The sequence below is a fragment of the Streptomyces sp. NPDC054794 genome (assembly GCF_053611585.1).
Genome location: NZ_JBSHAQ010000076.1, coordinates 1 through 18,023, shown reverse-complemented (window position 1 = coordinate 18,023; position 18,023 = coordinate 1). Strand labels below are relative to the sequence as shown.

Below are 18,023 nucleotides of genomic sequence, written 5' to 3'. Positions count from 1 at the left end.
CGCGGTCCGTCGAGCAGCACAGTGCACGTCCCTCACACCCCCCTGATTGCAACCGTTCTTGGGGCCGGTGACGCCGACCTCGTCGCGAAGAGTGTCAAGGAGGCTGCTGCATGGGTCGACGACGAGCTTCAGGAGCTCGCCGTTGACGGTGAGGGCGAGCCGTCGCGTCACTTCGGCGGCGGGGGTGGCCTCCGCCGACGCCGCGGCCAGGTACGGACCGGCCGCGACGGCGGCTCCGAGGGCCGGCCCACCGCCGACCACGGCGCGGCGACTGGGGTGTGGGGACACCTCGTCCGACATGGAGTGCCCTGCCTTTCTGTTCGGGCCTTCAGCCTCCGTCCCGGTCTTTGCGTGTACATCTGTCACTTCGACTGGTCTCGTGGCCACGCGGCCCCTCGAAGTGGGCGAGGTCACGTGAGGGTCCACTTCTGGTTGGCCTGGCCGTTGCACAGGGGCGCCGACGGCTCCGGCCGGTCGAACTCCATGCAACCCGTCGGGGCCCCGCACTCTGGGGAGCGCGGGGCCCCAACGCGGCATCTGCTCTCTTTGCTCAGTGGGTCCGCAGAGGCTCCGCGTCAGGGTGCTACGGGGTCAGCGGGACGAGGTTCACGGCGTTGGCCATCGCCTGATAGCCGGCGTCGTTGGGGTGCAGGTGGTCGCCGCTGTCGTAGGCGGGATTGAGGGCCAGAGGGTTGCCGGGGTCCTTCATTGCCTTGTCGAAGTCGATGACGCCGTCGAAGGCGCCACTGGTGCGGATCCACTGGTTGACGGCTTGGCGGACCTGCTCGCCGTAGGTCGTGTAGTAGCCAGCGCCCTTGAAGGGCAGGATCGTGCCGCCGGTGACCTTCACGCCCGCGGCATGGGCTTGGTTGATCACGGCCTGCATGCCCTTTTCAAGATCCGCGGCGGTCACAGGGCTGGATCCGTTCGGGCCGGTGTTGGTACCGATGTCGTTGATGCCCTCCAGCAGGATCACGTCTTTGACGTTGGGCTGGCCGAGTACGTCGTGGGCGAATCGGGTCTGGAGGCTGGGGTTGTTGCCGTTGACGGCTGTCAGCACGCGGTTGGAGCCGATGCCGGCGTCCACGACGCCGCGGGTGGGGCCGCTGGGGGTGGAGTTCATGCGCTGGGCGAGGTAGTCGGGCCAGCGGTGGTTGGCGCCCGTAGTGGAAGCGACGCCGTCGGTGATGGAGTCCCCGACGCACACCAGGGTTCCCATGGCGGTCGGGGAGATGACGTCCAGGCCGTCGAGGAAGAACCAGGATGTCTTCGTGCTCGGGTAGTTGCCGGTGCCGTCGTCGGTGACGTGGTTGCCGGCGGTGGAGATCCAGGTGGTTTCCTGTGCCTCGGCGTGCCAAGTGGTGCCGGCGGGCGTGCCCGGCAGGTGGACGGTCACGAGCTGGTCTGTGTTCGCGGCCACGGCCATCGGGATCGGGTCGCTGGCGACGTCCTGCCCGGCGGGGATGGTGACGGAGGCGCTGTCGTTGAAGGCGACGGTGTGGTGGGTGCCGGGGACGGCGGTGCCGGGGGTGCTGCTTTGCCGGGCGAAGTCGACGGCGTCGATGATCAACGGCCCTGTGCCGTAGAGGTTGCTCAGTCGGACACGGAGCATGGACCCTGCGACGGTGGTGTGCGCGACCATGCGGATGCTCTGGTTGGTGAAGGATGGTCCGTTGTACATCAGGCCGGCGGTGTAGGTGCCGACGCGTGTGAGCGGGGTGAGGGTCCAGTGCTGGTTGGCGCCGCCGTTGGACGGCCACTGGATGATCTCGGTGCCTTTGGTGGTGGATGACTTGACGTTGTCGGCGAGCAGGCCGTTGGCGGCGTTGGCGAGGGTGTAGGTGCCGTCGCCGACGGGTTGGATCTTCCATTGCTGGCCGGCGGCGCCGTTGCAGGTGTTCTGGACGAGTTGGACGGGCGGGGTGGAGTTCTGCGGGTCTGGGGTGTCCAGGCACAGGCCGCTGTTGGCGCTCATGACGGTGTACGCGCCGGAGTTGGTCTGGGTCAGGAGCCATTGCTGGTTGGCCCCGTTGTTCGACGGCCACTGGACGATCGGCTTGCCGGGACCGGTGGCACCGTATTGGACGTCCATCAGCATGTGGCTCGCGGCGTTCGTCAGGGTGTATACGGTGCCGGAGGCGGGAGCTGCCGAGGCCGCATGGGCCGTAACGCCGGTCCCGGTCAGGGCACAGGCCGCAAGGCCCAGGCCGATCGGGACAGCGAGACGTCTGCATATTCGCACAAGAAACCTCTTCCTCGAGTCTTTGCGTGGTGAGGGGCCCGGCGCGGCGCATCCGAGACTCCAGCAGCCCACCTCACAGCGGCAGCCGAGAGGGCCGTGCGTCACGCAGCAGGTCACGCCAGGTCCGCTTGGCGGCCAGGCTGGCGACGAGCGCGGCGACGCACGCGCCTCCCGCACCGGTCAGGTTTTCCGGAAATCGTCTCGGCCGGGCGTGCACGTGCGCCTCCTCATATCCGTTGAGGAGGCGCACGGCGTCCAATGGGTGTCCACCACCCCTGAGATTCCGTCGTCGAGGGCCCGGTCGACCGCGGCCCGAGGCGTCCCCGCTCAGTGCGGGTCGGTCATCCGACCTTCTCCAGCTTCCACTGCTGGTTGCTGCCTCCGTTCGGATTCCACTGGATGACCGGGGCCTTTTCGTCCTTTGAGCCGTGGATGACGTCGACCAGGTGGCCGCTGTTGCGGGATTCGATGGTGAAGGCGCCGTCGGTCGACGGTGTCACCGCCCATTGCTGGTTGGTGCCGCCGTTGCCGTCCCACAGTTGCAGTTGGGTTTCGGGCAACGTGGTCTTCTTCGACACGTCCAGCACCTTGTTACTGCCGACGCCGGTGATGGTGTAGTAACCGTCCTCGTTGGCGGTCAGCGTCCACTTCTGGTTCGACTGGTCCTTGAACGGATACTGGATGATCGGCGTTCCCTTGCCGGTGTCTTCGTGCTGGGCGTCGAGCGCCAGGCCGCTGTTGACATTGACGATCTTGTAGGTCCCGTTCAGGTTCGTAGTCGTACCCGGGGTGACGGACAGGTTGGAGTACTGGACGCCGTAGTACCCATGTGTGTCGGAGTCCCAGACGGTGCCGAGCCCGAGCTGGCCGGCGCCGTAGCTGCTGTCGGTGAGACTGGCGACCTGGGTGCCGTCGATCTTCGCGGTGATGGTGCTGCCCTGGAAGGTGAGGGAGAGCCGGTGCCAGGTGTTGGTGCCCGGCGCCTTCTCAAGCTTGCCGCTGGCGCCCGGGAGTGTGGTGAAGTTCCACGCCTGGTCGCTCTTCTGCAGGGCCCAGTTGCCTGCGGTGTCGAGGGTCAGGTGATAGGCGTTGAGACCGTTGTTGTTCTTCGTCTGCCAGCCGACGCGGCCCAGCAGGTCGGCTCCGCCTCCGGACTTCTCCATCAGCACGTCCGCGGAGACGGTGTAGTTGGACCAGTTGACGTCGCCCATCGTGGTGTAGGGCTGGTTCTTGGTTTCGCCGGTCCACTGGATCGGCGCAGTGGTGGTCATCTGGCGCAGGCACTGGCCGCTGCGCGCTCCGCCGCAGGGCGCAGCCTCGAAGGCGCCGTTCATGCCGGCGAAGTACTTGGCCTCCGTGCCCGTGTTGTAGCCGGAGAAGGTGTCGGAGTAGGGAAGTGGCTGGATGGTGCGCTGCGGGCCCGTAACGGTGCCGGGCGCCTGCTCGGGGGTGACGGTGGTGACGGTGTAAAGGTGCTTGGGCTTCAGGGTGAGCTGGTAAGTCCCGTCGGAGGCCATGAGGTCGGGCGCGGCCACCATGCGCGGATGGTCGTCGCTCAGGTCGGTTGTCCAGACGTGGAGGGTGCCGCTGGGCAGACCACCGGTGACGGAGAGGGAGACGGTCTGGTCGGCGGTGGCGTCCATGGTCTCGAAGACGGTGCTCCAGGCGGACTTGTCCGGGGCCGCGTAGCTGACGTAGCTGCCCATGCTCTTGTCGGTGCCGCCGGCGAGATAGCCGCTGGAGGTGTCCAAGTACTTCCAGCCTGGGGAGGTGAACTGGCTGGTTTGAGCCATCGTCCAGGTGTTGCGGCCGACGTTGTAGGCGCCGGACCAGGGCTGGTTGGCCTGGATCAGGCCCACACCGTTGAAATCGAGGTTGGGGGAGATCGACGCCATGATGGGCCAGTTGATGTAGGCGGTCATCTTGCCGTCCAGATAACCGTGGTTGATACCGCGGGCCATCGCCACGGCGCCGTAATCGGCGTCGTCCGAGCCGTTCTCGCTCGCCCACAGCTGCTTCCCGGATGCCTGCGCGGCTCCGTTGCTGCCGTGGTGCGTAGGGGAGCAGTCTTTCTGATCGCTTCGGTAGCCGCAGGGGTAGTGCGTGCCGAGGATGTCTACTGCCTTGGACAGCTCGGAGTTGGAGGCTATCTCGTCCGCGTTCTGCCAGCTGTTGTCCGCGCCGACGACCTTCGTGGTGGCATGGCCGTGCTGCACGAGGGCGGCGTGCAGGGCTTCGTACCAGGCGGGGCTCTTCTTGCTGTCGTACCTCTCGTTCCAGCCGCCGAGGTAGTCGATGGTGAAGTTGTGCTTGTTGGCGCAGTCGAGCCAGGTCATGAGGTAGTCCACCGTCGACGGTGAGCTGGTGGACCAGAAGTCGTGGCCGCCGAGGAAGCCCGGGGCGCCCCAGGCGAGGGCGTACAGCTTGATGCGTGGGTTGCGTTGCTTGGCCTGCTGCATCAGCCACCACTCGTAGCCGTTGTCGCAGTTGATGCTGCCGGGTGAGTGTTCGATGCTGGATTCGGCGCCGTCGGTGGTGTTGGTGTCGCCGCCGATCTCCACCTTCAACATGTGCAGGGACGCGCCGTAGCCGGGCTTGAAGAGGTAGTCGAGGATCTGGCTGCGCTGCGGCTCGGGGTAGTCGACGAGCAGGCGGGTGTTGCCACCGCCACCGCTGATGGCTCCGACGCCGTCGAACATGCGACCCTGGGAATTGCCGTCGACGCTGATCGGGGTCCCGGTCGCGGCGTGTGCACGGGTCGGTGCCACGCCGGTGACCAGCGCCAAGCAGAGCCCGACGACGGCGAGAACTGCCGTCCAGCAGCGTCGGCCTGTCATGTCGACCGTAGGCGGGCGGGTATGAGGAAGCATCAGGATCGTCCTTCCTGAGGGTTTTCGGGCATGCCGAACATCGGGCTGCCGGCGCTTACGGGTTGGGGGGTGGGCGGCTTTCGAGCGGGTAGCACTGGACCGATCCGTGCACGGCAGCGGCGGTCGGCCGGGGGCGTCGCGGTTTCGCAGGGCCAGCGAGACTGATCAGCGACGCTGCCGGTGAACTGGCACGCGTTTGCCTAGGACCCGTCCCCCGGGGATGCGGATCTGTCCGCGCGCCGAGACATGAAGGGTGCTACCTGCCTGGCTTGCCCGGCTCGATGGCGCCGCACGGATGCTGCGAGTGACCGATGCTCAATCGGCCAAAACAATAAGGAAGTTGGGTCGCGCAGCGGTGAAGTTGGCCGTGAGTGTCAGGCAGCGAGCCGATGAGTGCCGAACTCGCAGAGAGACGGTCGGTCTGGTCGGCGAACGGGAATGGGAGATCGTCATGGGTGATCCTTTCGATGGCGTGAGGGAGGGCCCCCTGCATCAGTGGTGGTCAATGAGGCAGTACCGGTGAACGTTCTTCACCGACGGCTGCCAGGGCTTGTGTCCGCGGCGGTCGCGGTCAACGCATCATGCCAATGGCGTAGTTGTACCGCGTGCTCACGCAAGACTGTCAAGACACCGAGCCGAGGAAAATGTTGTTTTCTGAGGGATTGGCGTGGGAGCTCTTGCCGCGGCCGGTTGAGTGAAAGTCCGAGGCGCTTTCGTCAGATTTCCTGGCCGCACAGGGCTTGTGCTGGGCTTCTCTGCGCACTTCGTCAACCGCATCACCACGCCTCACGGCTCCGCGGGGCCATGGGTGCACGCCCATGCGCGTGATCATCGGATCTCTTGGCGTGACCTCAAGTCGAGAAAAGCGGCACACAGCCCTTGACGTTCGACAATCCGAACAGGTGTCATGGGCGTGCTGTTGGATGACGTTTGTTTCTGATCGATCTCGTGTCTTTGTGCCTTGAGTTCCCAGGGTCGCTAGCTCTCTTCCCCAGGGGTCGTCATGCAACGTTCTTCGTCTGCGCTCTCCCTGTCCGGACCCGGTGGCCGCACGCTGCAGCGGGGGCCGGGCGGGACAGTTGTGCTGGTTGCCGTCATGTCGATGGCCGACCACACGCCGGTCGGGCACGCCGCAGAGGAGGTCGGCCGTGGAGGCCGGCGGCCCTCTGCGGCAGCGGTGGACGAGGTGAGGGAGCCCACAAGTCGATCGACCCCTGGCGCGAGTCCGCCGAGGGCGTTATCTTCGGTACGAAGAACGACCGGTCTTCCTACCTCGTGGGTGCGGGCGGCCTCTCAGCCTCCCGCGCGGGACTGCCTCCAGGCAGAGACCTGCGGTGGGTCCCCGGTGCACGTCGAACAGAGACCAAAAGGTTCCATGAAACCAATCCGCGCCCCGGCCCGGCCGGGGCCCCGTACGGAGTCGCTGTTTGATGCCGCTCCGACGGGGTCAGCCTCCCGACCGGATCAGCCTGACCGCGTCCCGCAGGGTCTTGTGAGCGGCCGTCGAGTCGTCCAGGTAGCCGGCTGCCATCGCGCCGTCGTAGAGCATCAGCAGCGCACCGGCGGCCGACTCCGGGTCGGCGTGGCCGAGCTGCACACGGCGCCGATCGATTTGGAGCCGGGGGTCACCGAGGCTCCGGGAGTCTTCGAGGCCAGGGAAGGCGACATCGTCGGACGTGCCGCAGCGACAGGACACCGATCCCGCGACACCCGACCAGGACGCCACCCCCACCGACCAGAACCCCGCACCCACCACACCCGAGGCGTAGCTGTGTCGACCGCGGTGGTGACTGTTGAGCGACGCTGAAGACGTGCACGAAGGTGACGTTCTGGTTGTCGACGGACCAGGTGAAACGGCCCCGGCGGTCAGGCCGCCGGGGTCGTGCTGAACGTGGTGTCGCTTTCGTCGTCACTCTGTCGCGTGCGTCTCGGTGATGGCGAGGCGGGTGGAGGACTCGTCGACGATGCCCTTCTCCTCGGTGAAGGCGGCGATGAGGGACTGCCAGGCGATGTTGTTGACCGAGCGGGGCAGGCCGCGGCTGGTGAGGTGGGTCAGCTCGACGGCGTCGTCGGAGAACAGGGTGTCCTGCCGTCCGGCGATCGTGAGGTGGTGCTTGATGTAGCTGGCCGTCTCCTCCTTCGTCATCGTGGGCATCTGGTAGCTGATCGAGATCCGCTGGTCCAGGGCCGCCAGGACGCCGTGCTTCATCCGTTTCCGCAGCGTGGGCTGGCCGATCAGCAACACCGCGAACGGCGTTGTGGAGTCCATGTCGTAGTTGGTGAGCATGCGGATCGCATCGAGTTCTTGGTGGTCGAGCAGGTGCGACTCGTCGATCACGACGGCCGGCGTCCGGCCCCGCTCGTCGACCTCGGCGGCCAGCGCCGCGGACGCCTGAGCTGCCAGAGCGGCCGAGTGGAACTTAGGGGTCCCGCCCAGGCTGGTGACGATGCGGTCATAGAGGCCGCGCATCCCGACCTCCGGGATGGGCTGGTAGATCACCGTGAACCGGGCCGGGTCCAGCGAGGCGACGGCGCCCTTGAGAGCGACCGTCTTGCCGGAGCCGACCTCGCCGGTGACCACGCCGATCGCACGGTTGTTGATGCACCACGCGACGCGGGCCGCCGCCTCCCGGTGGGAATGGTGCTAGTGGAGCATCGACGGGGATAGGTCCCGGCCGAAGGGGATGCGGGTGAAACCGAAGTACCCCTGGACGCGGTCGATCATCGCTGCCCCCTGGAATCGTCCAGCAGGGACGAGTAGTTGATGCCCTTCGCGGTGTTCGCCGTGTGCGTCTCGTCGAGGATCTTCAGGTAGTCGATCCCTGTCGACGGCGCCGGCTGGGCCGGCGTCTCCGGACTCGCCTTCGGGTGCGTGTGACGGCCCAGCCGGTGCGGAACCGCCTTGCCCGCCGTCTTCCCCGAGGCCCTCACTTCGATCTCGGTCAGGTCGAACGGGTCGAAGACCAGCTCCACCCTCGTCCCGGTCAGCATCGGGTCGACCTCGTAGGTGTTGCCGTGCAGGCTGACCGTCGCGGTCTTCGTCACGGTCCGCAGTTCCGACCACAGAAACGCCTCCCGAAGATCAGCGGGGCTGGGCAGCGGCAGCGGCCGGGGAATCGAACCCAGCCAGCGTTCGATCGGAGGCTGCCCGGTCTCCGAATGCACGGTGCGGTGATAGACCGTCTCCACCCAGGCGGTGAACAGCCTGTTCAGCTCGGTGAGATGCTCGATCTGGCCGACACGTTCCTCATCAAGCTCGACGAGGAACTGATCCCTGACGGTGCGGAAGAACCGTTCGATTTTCCCCCGACCCTGCGGCCGTCCGGGCTTGGAGTGAGTGAGACGGATCGCGAGGCTCGCGCAGGCCCGCAGCAGCCACGTGTCCACGAACGCGGACCCGTTGTCGACATAGATCGACTCCGGGACACCGCGGGCCGACAGCGCCGGCCGCAGGGCAGCGGCCAGGCGGATGGTGTCCTCGGCGAACCCGAACCGGTGCCCCACAATCGCCCGGGAATGGTCGTCGATGAAGGCGAACAAGTACGTCTTCCGCCCGCCGATCTTCGGCCCGTGCAGAGCGTCCCCGGTCCACAACTCGTTGCCGCGGGTGGCCTCGAACCGGCCGAACACGCTCTTGTCGCCGCCGGTGCCGGTCAGGCCGGCCGTGACGAAGTGCCGCTGGAGCGTGCGCTCGGTCGGCGACCAGCCCTGCGCCGTGCGCAGGATCCGCTGGATCTGCGCGGCCGTCCGGGCCGGGTTCTCCCGCTTCAACGCAGCCGCCAGATCCAGCACCTCCGGCGGCGTCCTGGGGACCGCCTTGCGCGGCTCGGGAACCAGCGCGGCGAACCCGCCTCCGCGGTAGTCGCGGGTCCACCGGTCGATCGTTCCCCTGGACACCTTCACCTGCCGTCCGAACGGATCGGTGTGTTCCTTCTCCGCCAACTCCCTTGCCAAACGGCCTCGTTCGCGGGTGGTAAGTGTGGTGTCCAGCAGGTCCTGAATCAGGGAATAGCGGAACAGACCGACCTGCCGGGCCTTCTCCGCCCGGCAGCGGTCCTCGTCCTCGCTCCATGCCATGCGCGGACTCTCCTCGCATCTCGATCAGCGTCCGCCCCTCTGCGGACGGACACGACCAAGACTTCCGGCGCCTCCGATCGCCGCCCAGGGGCGGCCCGCGTTGATCAACTAGCCGAAAGAGTGCAGGTCAGCACCCGGCCGTCTATCGCCCGGCCGGCGAAGGCCCACCGCGACACCGTGTTCATCTCCGGCCACTTCCTGGCCGCCGCCCGATGGGCGGCGGCGATGGCCGAGACCGCATCCGACAGCGGCGAGGCGCACGGATCGGGCATCACCGGATCGTCCGCGAGCGCGACCAAGGCGACGGTGAAATACCGGCGGACCTCCTCCGACCTGCGGCGGAAGCAGCGGATCCAGCCGCGGACGGTGTCCTCCGCCAGTCCCAGATGGGCGGCGACCTGGCGGTGTCCCATGCCCAGGGCTGCTATCTCCAGCCCGGCCCCGATCACCTCGGCAGTATCCGTCCGCCGCGGCCACAGCATCTCCGGCAGCAGCACGTGCGTGACCTGGCAGCCGGTACAGCGCGAACGACGAGGTCGTACGAACAGCCGGGCCCCGAGATCACAGCGGATCTCCCCAGGCCGGCCGTGACCCCACGGAGCGAGCACGGCACCGCACGAAGGGCACGTCAGTTCACCGGCCCGCAGCTGGCGTTCCACCCGGACGACGTCGGTGTCGACGATGAGCACTCGGTACCTCCGCCTCGTGCACACCGTGCCTTCGTGCACGAAGCAAGATCAGACTGCCCACCAAGATCAGCACTCATGTCCACTGCGACTGTCGCCAACCCCCGGCTTCGTGCTCATACAGAGAGTCGTCCAACACCAGACGTTCGTAAGATCATGAACCCTGACGGAGGACTCGCCCATGACGGCAACAGCTGCCCGATACCTCTACCTCACAAGGCACGGTGAGGCATCTGAGGACGAGAGCAAGTTGGCGGACAATGGCCGCCGCCAAGCCGTCCTGCTCGGGAAGCGGCTTCGTGAGGCCCCTCTCACGGGATGGCGTCCCGCTTGGTGGTGTAGCCGATCAAGGCTAGGGCGTACGCCCGGGGGCGTGTGCTGACGGGGATTCCGCTCTCTGCCCAGCAGGCGGGCCACCTGCAAGTCTCCTTGGTGAACGGCCAGTTCAACCCGGGAGGTGCACGGTGGCCCTGTCCCAGTCTGACCTACTACGCCTGCTGGAGTCACTACGTTCGGCCGACGGGCTCGAACTCGTCCGCTCGGTGGCCGAGCGGATGCTCCAGGAGCTGATCGAGGCCGAGGCGAGCGCGAGGATCGGCGCGGAGTGGCACGAGCACACCGACACGCGCACCGCGCTGCGCGCGGTCGACGTCGCCGAGCTCTCGATGGATCCCGACCCTCGATGCCCGGAGTACGTCTATTTTCAGCCATGCCTCTATAACGTCCCTGCACGGAAAGGTACTTCCGTACAGGGCATGCACCTGACATCTTGCATCCACCACTCGTTTCGTACGGCCCGGCCGGTGCCCTCAGCACGGCCGGGCCGTCTCCGGAGGACGCATTGATACCCCACATATCCAGCCGCCCTAGACGCACGCTGGTGCTGGCGGCCACGCTCGGTGCCGCCCTCGCGTTCGGCGCCCCGGGAGCCCTCGCGGGCACGCTCCCCGTCGTCCCCTCCACCGCGCCGGCCGCCAAGGCCCACGCTCCTGCCGCCGTGCCGGCATCCCAGAGTGCCACCTGGGTGGCCGGGACGCGTGCCTACCTCGTGATCACCGCCCCCGGTGACAGTTCGGCGGTCCGCTCGGCGATCACGGCCAACGGCGGCACCGTCTTCTCGAACTTCGACGCCATCGGCGTGATCGTCGCCCACTCGGCGTCCAGCGGATTCGCCGCCACCATGCGCGGCGTCGCCGGCGTGCAGCAGGTCGGCGCCACGCGTACCTCGGACGTCCCGGCCGACGCCTACAACCCGGCACTCCCGGCCAATCCGGCCCAGGCCTCGACCCCGGCCGGAGAACCGGTCCGGGCCGACATGAGCCAGATCAAAGCCGACCAGGCCTGGGCCGTGAACCCGGGCTCCGCCTCCGTCACGGTCGGCATCCTGGACACCGGTGTGGACGACCAGCACCAGGACCTGGCGCCCAACTTCGACGCGGCCGACTCGGTCTCCTGCGCCTACGGCAAGCCCGACACCCGTGCCGGCGCATGGCGGGACGTCGACACGCACGGCACCCACGTAGCGGGCACCATCGCCGCGGCCAAGAACGGCAAGGGCGTCGTCGGCGTGGCACCCGGGGTGAAGATCGCCGCGGTCCGGGTCGCCGAACCGGGCAACTCCTTCTTCTTCGCCGAGAACACCATCTGCAGCTTCGTCTGGGCCGGTGACCACGGCTTCAAGGTCACCAATAACAGCTATTACACGGACCCGTGGCAGTTCAACTGCCCGGACAACATCGACCAGGCCGCCATCATCGAGGGCGTCAAGCGCGCCCAGGAGTACGCCGAGGGCAAGGGCTCCCTCCAGATCGCCGCCGCGGGCAACGAGAACTACGACCTCGCCCACAAGACGACCGACTCCGCGAGCCCGAACGACTCCACGCCGGTCACCCGCACCATCACCAACGCCTGCCTCGACATCCCGACCGAGCTGCCGGGCGTGGTCACGGTCGCGGCCAACGGCACTGGCGTCACCAAGGCCTCGTTCTCCAACTACGGTCAGGGCGTCATCGACGTCGCGGCGCCGGGCAGCAACGTGTACTCCACCGTCCCCGGCGGCGGCTACGGCAGCAAGAGCGGCACCTCGATGGCCACCCCGCACGTGGCTGGCGTGGCGGCACTCATCGCCAGCGCCAACCCGGGCATCACCCCAGCGCAGCTCCGCGCCAAGCTGGCCGAGCAGGCCAACGACATCGCCTGCCCCTCGGACAGCCGCTGCACGGGCACGACGGCCAACAACTCGTTCTTCGGCGAAGGACAGGTCGACGCCCTCAAGGCCGTCGGGACCACCCCGCCGACCGGCAAGTACTTCGAGAACCTCGCGGACTTCGCCATCAACGACAACGCGACCGTGGAGAGCCCGATCGCCGTCACCGGTGTGACCGGCAACGCCCCGGCCACCCTCAAGGTGGGTGTGGACATCAAGCACACCTACATCGGTGACCTGAAAGTCGACCTGGTGGCGCCGGACGGCACCGTCTACACGCTGCACAACCACACCGGCGGCAGCGCCGACAACATCGCCCAGACCTACACCGTGAACGCCTCCTCGGAGGTCGCGAACGGCACCTGGAAGCTGCGCGTCAACGACAACGCCGCCGCCGACACAGGCAAGATCGACGCCTGGAACCTGACCTTCTAGCGCAGGGCCGGGCAACGCCCGCGTACAGCACGCACAGCGCCGCGACAGCTCCCCGCCCGCGGCCGCGGACAAGGCGGGCTGCGGTCTGTTCGGCCAGGGCTGCGAACCGCTGGGCGGGCAGAGGGCATATGGGCCCCGGAGGCGGTGTACGCCGCGGTTGGGGCCACCATGCCGGAGGCGTCCAGGAAGGCCGCGGACGGCCTGGAGCCGGTGTCCAGCTCACCGTGCGCCTCCCTGACGAGCTGCAGGGCTGTGTCCGCGCCGACCGTACGGTCAGCGCGGACACAGCCCCGAGGAGTGCCGGCCGGCTCGAGCGGCGGGCCACCGCCCCGGCCAGGACCGCGGGGGCGGCCTCGCCGCGGGAGGCCTACGCCTTGCGCACCAACTCCTGCTGGGCGCCCGCGAGTGACCCTGCACGCGGCATCTTCCTCACCCATGGTTCGGGAGGACTCCAGTGCCGCTATAAGCACGGCGCAAAAACGCCGCCCAGGACGCCCACCGGCAAGGAGGCCGAATGCGAGGGAGGCGGGGCACCGAGTGCCGCGCACGGTTTCGGCCAAGCCCCACTACCGCACCGGCCTGGTCCGACGCCGCGCCCTGGACCTGCACGAAGCGATCCCCGCCCAACACCACCACGAACGCGCCCTACGGGAGCTCCGGGATGTCCTGGCGGCCTGATGGCGGCTCGGAGCTGAAGCCACGCGATGGGGCTGGTTTCCCGCAGGGCCGTCACCTGTCCTGCGGCCGCCACCGATGGAAGAAGGTCAGGCCCGGTCCGGCACCGAGATGAAGCGGAATGCCGGTGATCAGGGTGCCGACGTCGATGCTCTGCCCGGACCGCAGCACGGTGAAGCCCTGCCGCGTGTAGTACGGCCCCAGGGCGCGCTCGGTGTCGAACTCGTCGAACAGCAGCGTGTAGTCCAGCTGCCAGTACACCTGCACGCACCGTGCCAGCAGCACGGCCCCGATCCCGCGCCGACGGGCGTCCTCAGACACGGCGACCGCTTTGATCTTCGCGTACGTCAGCATCGACAACAGGATGTGCTGCCTGCTGCCCGGCAGCTGGGCGAGCCCGGAGACGACCTGCCCGAGGGGACACCCAGCAGCATGAAGTTTCCCCGTGATCTTGGACACTCGATCTCTATGCTGCGAGGGCGTGCTGGTGGCGCTGCCTGGTCTCGGCTGGGGTGAGGTAGCCGAAGACCTTGTGCTTGCGCAGGCGGCGCCGGTTGTAGAACGTCTCGATGAAGGCGAAGACCTCGGCGCGGGCGGTGGCCCGGTCGGGCCAGGTGCGGGTACCGATCTCTTCCTTGAGCAGGGCCCAGAAGCTCTCCGCGGCCGCGTTATCGAAGCATGACCCGGTGCGGCCGCAGCTTTGTCGCAGGCCCAACTCGCGTATTTCCCGGCGGAATTCGGCTGACGTGTATTCGCTGCCGCGATCCGAGTGCGTGATGCATCCGGGCTGCAGGCCGCCGCGGCCGTGCGCCATCTTCACGGCGTCGACGACGAGGGAGGCGCGGTGGTGGTCGGCCATGGCGTATCCGACGACCTCGCGGGTGGCCAGGTCCAGCCAGCAGGCGAGGTAGAGCCGGCCCTCGGCTGTGGGGAGGAAGGTGATGTCCCCGACCAGCTTCGTGCCCGGCCGCTCGGCGTGGAAGTCGCGGCCGATCAGGTCCGGGGCCGGTCTCGCCTTCTTGTCCGGCCGGTCAGCGAGTGCCGCCGGCGGCGGTGGGCGCCCTGGATACCGCGTTCGCGCATGACGCGGGCGACGCGTTTGCGGTTCACGGCCCGGCCCAGGCGCCGCAGTTCGGCGTGGACGCGCGGGACGCCGTACGTGTGGCGGGATGCGACGTGGATGACGGTGATCTCGTGGGCCAGGGCCTCGTCGGCCGCCTTCCGTGCGGCGCGGCCTTTCGCCGCCGCCTGCCAGGCATAGAAGGAGGAGCGGGCCACGTTCAGCAGCCGGCACAGGAAAGCGACGCCGTGGGTGGTCTTCTCCGCCTCGATGAACGCGTACGTCTCGTTCATCGATCGCTCTCCTTCGCGAAGAAGACCGCGGCTTTTCGCAGCACCTCGATCGTCTTGGCCTGCTCGGCATTCTGCTTCCGCAGTCGCTTGAGCTCCTCACGCTCGGCACTGGTCAGCTCGCCGGGGCGCCCTTCGCCTTGGTCCACCTTCGCTTGGCGGTACCAGTTGCGCAGGGACTCCGGGCTCACCCCGAGCTCCCGGGCGACTTCGGTGACCGTCCGGCCTGTGGAGTCGACGAGCGCGATTGCGTCCCGTTTGAACTCCGCCGTATACCGCTTCGTGTACTTGCTTCCCACCTGGTGCTACTTCCTCTGGAACCTCAAGCCCCAGTCTCCAGGTGTCCACGATCAAGGGGAAGCTTCACCCCGCGTACTTTTCCTGAATGGTGGCAGCCTCGTCGGCCACGGCACTCACGCTCCCTGATCCCTAGTATGTTGCGCCGGATGCTACCCACCCGTAGCACTTATAGCTGGCGTCCCGGCAGATCACACCTGTCCGAGAACCCGACGCGTTGGCCTGGCGCATGGGCGGACGACGGCCCACGCCGCGGCACCCCGGGTCTTCGCACAGGACCGTGACTGCTTTGAGGCCTGGCGAGCGTTCCATACGTAGGACAGCGTAGGGTCGTTGCGGATGCTGAGGAGAAAGCCATGACCAGTGGCGAATGGGTGGAGAGCGCGGCCTGCCGCAGTGCCGAACCGGACGAGCTGTTCGTCCAGGGAGCCCAGCAGAACCGGGCCAAGACGCTGTGCCATGGGTGCCTGGTACGCACCGAGTGCCTGGCCGAAGCCCTCGACAACCGCATCGAGTTCGGCGTGTGGGGCGGCATGACCGAACGCGAACGCCGAACCCTGCTGCGCCGCAGACCCGACATCACATCCTGGCGAGCAATACTCGAGGAAGCGCGCCAGGCATTCGAACACCCCACAGCCAGCTGACCGCAGGACAGCGACGCGGTGCAGCTGCCAAGCACGGCCGAGCGTGTATTAGTTGGGACACGCGCCGACATCCGCGACGGACGAATCGAGGCCCAGCCCGACCTGATTCCCGGCGACGACTCCGAGCCACCACCCGTGCCGTGAACCCCTGTCCATCGCCGCACTCGGTCGCCTCACATCTCGTCACCGGACCGCCGCCGTGGTGGTTGCCACCGTCGCTTGGTGGCGACGGCTGCTGTACGCCGGTGCTGCACGGCACGTGCCTGGGCCTCCTGGTGCGCGCTGAGCCAAGCCAGTCCCTGGGCCGCGACCTGTGATCGTCGACCACCACAGCATGGGTCCAGGCGGGGGACGCTGAACTCCGCTGCCAATCACGGGCCTTCGAAAAGGATTGGTCAGGCCAGGCAAGGACTGCGCAGGTCACTCTTTGTTCACTCCACGAGTTCTACTCGCATAGACCAGGCGGCGGTGTCATGCCGTCAGCCGCCCGGCACCCCACCGGCCGGGCCGAACCAGCGGGAGAACCCCACATGCGTCGCTTCACCACCAGCGCCCTGGCCCTCGCGGCCGCCGGCCTGATCGCCGCCTCAGCCGGCACCTCTCCAGCCGTCAGCGGGGAGGGCCGGCTCGGCCTGCCCGCGACTTCGGTCAGGTCCTGGCCACCGTGTCCATGACGCTGACCACCTCGGTGACGGGCACCTCGTGACCGTCGTCGTCGACGTACCCCACATGGACGGGCGAGCCGGAGCGCGTCCGCCGCAGCGCGGAGGGGCCCGAGGGGCGCGGGCGATGGAGGTCGCCCCACTGCTGGAGTGCGGACATCACCACCCGCAGGTCGCGCCCCGCCTCCGTCAGGTGATAGCTCTGCCGCGGCCTGCTGCCCGGCTCCTGATAGGTCTGCGTGCACAGCACGCCGCTTTCGACAAGAAGCTTGAGCCGGGCGCTGAGCAGGTTCGATGCGATGCCCAGGGCGGACTGGATCTCGGCGAACTTGTGCTTGCCGGCGAAGATCTCGCGGAGCACCAGGAAGGACCAGCGCTCGCCGAGTATCTGCAGACTGCGCTCGATGGAGCACGCCGGTTCGTCGTCCGTGGGGCCTGACCACTGCCGTTCGGTTGACACTGCCCACCTCCCGCATGGTGCCGACTCGGGCATGTGCCGGCTGCGGCACGCTGCAGCAAACGAGTCTACCGCCTGAGTTGCATCTTGCAATTCAGACTTCCGGCCACCGCTTCGACCGGCACGCCTGCAGAAGCGACGCCACGCCCCGCATCTGCCCCTCACCGTGGCGCCCTGACCGCGCGCGGCCTCCCGGCCCACGGCACCCGCACCGCCCACCCCGCGCGCTCCTGCGCCTGCCCGCCGGCCAGGGCTGGCGGGCAGGCCACCCATCCCCTGCCCGCCGCCGCAGCCACGCACCTCGCGCCTTCAGCGGCCGCAGCATTGCACAGCACCCGGAGCGGTGCAGTTCCTGATCAATCCACTTCAATCCGACTTAGTCTGACTTGCATATATAAATCTAGACGCTAGCCTGGGACCCAGGAGCGGCGCGCTGGACTCGAGCCGCTCGGGAACGCCTGACTGTGGGATGCCCTTCCGGCCGCGCCGGATGGTGCGGCAGCGGCCGTCGAGCCGATCACAGGCGGATTCCCCCCGTTTATGCCGGTCCTCCCGGCCGGCGGACGACCACTTGCCAAGAGCCCACCTGGACGGGGCGTGCCTGTTGCAAAGGAAGCATGATGGAGATCAAAGGATCAGTCGCCCTGGTGACAGGTGCCAATCGCGGCATCGGCCGCGCGTTCGCCCGCTCACTGATCAACCACGGCGCAGCAAAGGTCTACGCCGCCGTCCGCGACCCGGCCGACGTGACAGATGCCGACCTCGTCCCGCTGCGCCTGGACGTCACCGACCATGAGGACGTCGCCGCGGCCGCCGCCCTCGCGAACGACGTCTCCATCGTGATCAACAACGCGGGAGTCGGCGGCGCGAGCACCCAGCTCCTGGAAGGCACCTTCGACGGTGCACGCCAGGCGATGGAGGTCAACTACTTCGGCACCTGGGCCGTGGCCCGGGCCTTCGCCCCGGTCCTGGCCCGCAACGGCGGCGGAGCACTGGTCAACATGCTCTCGCTGGCGTCCTGGATCGGCCAACCGCAGTTCCCCGGATACGCGGCCTCCAAGGCCGCACAGTGGTCACTGACGGACTCCCTGCGGCAGGCCCTGCACCCGAAGGGAACCCTGGTGGTCGGGGTGCATGCCGGCTTCGTGGACACGGACCTCAGCGCTTGGACCAACGCATCGAAGATCAGCCCCGCCACCGTGGCCGAGCTGACCATGGACGCCCTGATCGGCGACCAGTTCGAAGTCCTCGCCGACGAGGAGACCCGGCGCATCAGGGCCACCCTGTCGCAGCCGGTCAGCGTGCCATCCGGCACCTGATGCCGCGCGGCGCCCGGCGGTGCGCCGGCCTGGGCCGAAAACGCCCGGCGCACAAGGTCCTTGCGCAGGGCGTTGCGGACGTGCGCCGTGGGCGGAGAATCCC

Annotated in this window: 16 protein-coding genes and 2 pseudogenes; 6 read left to right on the top strand and 12 right to left on the bottom strand. The window is 67.9% G+C overall.

What is annotated here, in order from left to right:
• Positions 1 to 583: 583 nt before the first annotated feature.
• The 7 genes from ACWGKT_RS44155 to ACWGKT_RS44125 form a co-directional block, all read right to left on the bottom strand.
• Positions 584 to 2,242: an RICIN domain-containing protein gene (locus tag ACWGKT_RS44155; RefSeq protein ID WP_453278144.1), complete on the bottom strand. Its 1,659-nt coding sequence runs from the start codon at positions 2,240 to 2,242 to the stop codon at positions 584 to 586.
• A gap of 73 nt (positions 2,243 to 2,315) precedes the next feature.
• Positions 2,316 to 2,501 (bottom strand): hypothetical protein, encoded by a 186-nt coding sequence (locus ACWGKT_RS44150; RefSeq protein WP_453278143.1) that lies wholly within the window; start codon positions 2,499 to 2,501, stop codon positions 2,316 to 2,318.
• A gap of 82 nt (positions 2,502 to 2,583) precedes the next feature.
• Positions 2,584 to 5,079 carry an RICIN domain-containing protein gene (locus tag ACWGKT_RS44145; protein ID WP_453278142.1) on the bottom strand — a complete coding sequence of 832 codons (2,496 nt, stop codon included), beginning with the start codon at positions 5,077 to 5,079 and terminating at the stop codon, positions 2,584 to 2,586.
• A gap of 1,480 nt (positions 5,080 to 6,559) precedes the next feature.
• Positions 6,560 to 6,709: a hypothetical protein gene (locus ACWGKT_RS44140; protein WP_453278141.1), complete on the bottom strand. Its 150-nt coding sequence runs from the start codon at positions 6,707 to 6,709 to the stop codon at positions 6,560 to 6,562.
• A gap of 312 nt (positions 6,710 to 7,021) precedes the next feature.
• Complete coding sequence (locus tag ACWGKT_RS44135) at positions 7,022 to 7,693, bottom strand: ExeA family protein (protein WP_453278140.1); 672 nt, start codon at positions 7,691 to 7,693, stop codon at positions 7,022 to 7,024.
• Between the two features lie 140 nt (positions 7,694 to 7,833).
• The gene (locus ACWGKT_RS44130) at positions 7,834 to 9,189 is read right to left on the bottom strand and encodes a DDE-type integrase/transposase/recombinase (RefSeq protein ID WP_453278139.1); all 1,356 of its coding nucleotides are present in this window, start codon (positions 9,187 to 9,189) and stop codon (positions 7,834 to 7,836) included.
• A 104-nt stretch (positions 9,190 to 9,293) separates the two neighbouring features.
• Entirely contained in the window at positions 9,294 to 9,878 is a 585-nt protein-coding gene (locus tag ACWGKT_RS44125; protein ID WP_453278138.1) for a DUF6431 domain-containing protein, read from the bottom strand.
• Positions 9,879 to 10,056: 178 nt separating this feature from the next.
• On the opposite strand from ACWGKT_RS44125, the pseudogene ACWGKT_RS44120 reads away from it, so the two are divergent.
• The 4 genes and pseudogenes from ACWGKT_RS44120 to ACWGKT_RS44105 all read left to right on the top strand — a co-directional run.
• Positions 10,057 to 10,191: pseudogene (locus ACWGKT_RS44120) on the top strand (histidine phosphatase family protein); the annotation flags it as partial.
• A 148-nt stretch (positions 10,192 to 10,339) separates the two neighbouring features.
• A pseudogene (locus ACWGKT_RS44115) lies at positions 10,340 to 10,516 on the top strand (IS256 family transposase); the annotation flags it as partial.
• 239 nt (positions 10,517 to 10,755) lie between these two features.
• Positions 10,756 to 12,516, top strand: a complete 1,761-nt coding sequence (locus tag ACWGKT_RS44110) for a S8 family peptidase (protein WP_453278137.1) — start codon at positions 10,756 to 10,758, stop codon at positions 12,514 to 12,516.
• Between the two features lie 537 nt (positions 12,517 to 13,053).
• On the top strand, positions 13,054 to 13,194 hold the full coding sequence (locus tag ACWGKT_RS44105) for a hypothetical protein (protein ID WP_453278136.1): 141 nt from the start codon (positions 13,054 to 13,056) through the stop codon (positions 13,192 to 13,194).
• Positions 13,195 to 13,245: 51 nt separating this feature from the next.
• Here the strand turns inward: ACWGKT_RS44105 and ACWGKT_RS44100 are convergent, their stop codons facing one another.
• The 4 genes from ACWGKT_RS44100 to ACWGKT_RS44085 are packed head-to-tail and all read right to left on the bottom strand — an operon-like array spanning position 13,246 to position 14,840.
• The gene (locus ACWGKT_RS44100; RefSeq protein WP_453278135.1) at positions 13,246 to 13,650 is read right to left on the bottom strand and encodes a GNAT family N-acetyltransferase; all 405 of its coding nucleotides are present in this window, start codon (positions 13,648 to 13,650) and stop codon (positions 13,246 to 13,248) included.
• Between the two features lie 7 nt (positions 13,651 to 13,657).
• Positions 13,658 to 14,185, bottom strand: coding sequence for an IS3 family transposase (locus tag ACWGKT_RS44095; protein ID WP_453278159.1), 528 nt, complete (start codon positions 14,183 to 14,185; stop codon positions 13,658 to 13,660).
• Positions 14,185 to 14,544 carry an IS3 family transposase gene (locus ACWGKT_RS44090; protein WP_453278134.1) on the bottom strand — a complete coding sequence of 120 codons (360 nt, stop codon included), beginning with the start codon at positions 14,542 to 14,544 and terminating at the stop codon, positions 14,185 to 14,187. The genes ACWGKT_RS44095 and ACWGKT_RS44090 overlap by 1 nt, the downstream gene beginning before the upstream one ends.
• On the bottom strand, positions 14,541 to 14,840 hold the full coding sequence (locus ACWGKT_RS44085) for a transposase (RefSeq protein ID WP_453278133.1): 300 nt from the start codon (positions 14,838 to 14,840) through the stop codon (positions 14,541 to 14,543). Before ACWGKT_RS44085 ends, ACWGKT_RS44090 begins: the two co-directional genes overlap by 4 nt.
• Before the next feature lie 354 nt (positions 14,841 to 15,194).
• Here ACWGKT_RS44085 and ACWGKT_RS44080 point away from each other — a divergent pair, with 354 nt between their 5' ends.
• Positions 15,195 to 15,482 carry a WhiB family transcriptional regulator gene (locus ACWGKT_RS44080; protein WP_453277091.1) on the top strand — a complete coding sequence of 96 codons (288 nt, stop codon included), beginning with the start codon at positions 15,195 to 15,197 and terminating at the stop codon, positions 15,480 to 15,482.
• A 648-nt stretch (positions 15,483 to 16,130) separates the two neighbouring features.
• Here the strand turns inward: ACWGKT_RS44080 and ACWGKT_RS44075 are convergent.
• Positions 16,131 to 16,604: a winged helix-turn-helix transcriptional regulator gene (locus ACWGKT_RS44075; RefSeq protein ID WP_453278132.1), complete on the bottom strand. Its 474-nt coding sequence runs from the start codon at positions 16,602 to 16,604 to the stop codon at positions 16,131 to 16,133.
• 614 nt (positions 16,605 to 17,218) lie between these two features.
• Between ACWGKT_RS44075 and ACWGKT_RS44070 the strand changes: the two genes are divergently transcribed.
• Entirely contained in the window at positions 17,219 to 17,920 is a 702-nt protein-coding gene (locus ACWGKT_RS44070; RefSeq protein WP_453278131.1) for an SDR family oxidoreductase, read from the top strand.
• Positions 17,921 to 18,023 lie beyond the last annotated feature (103 nt).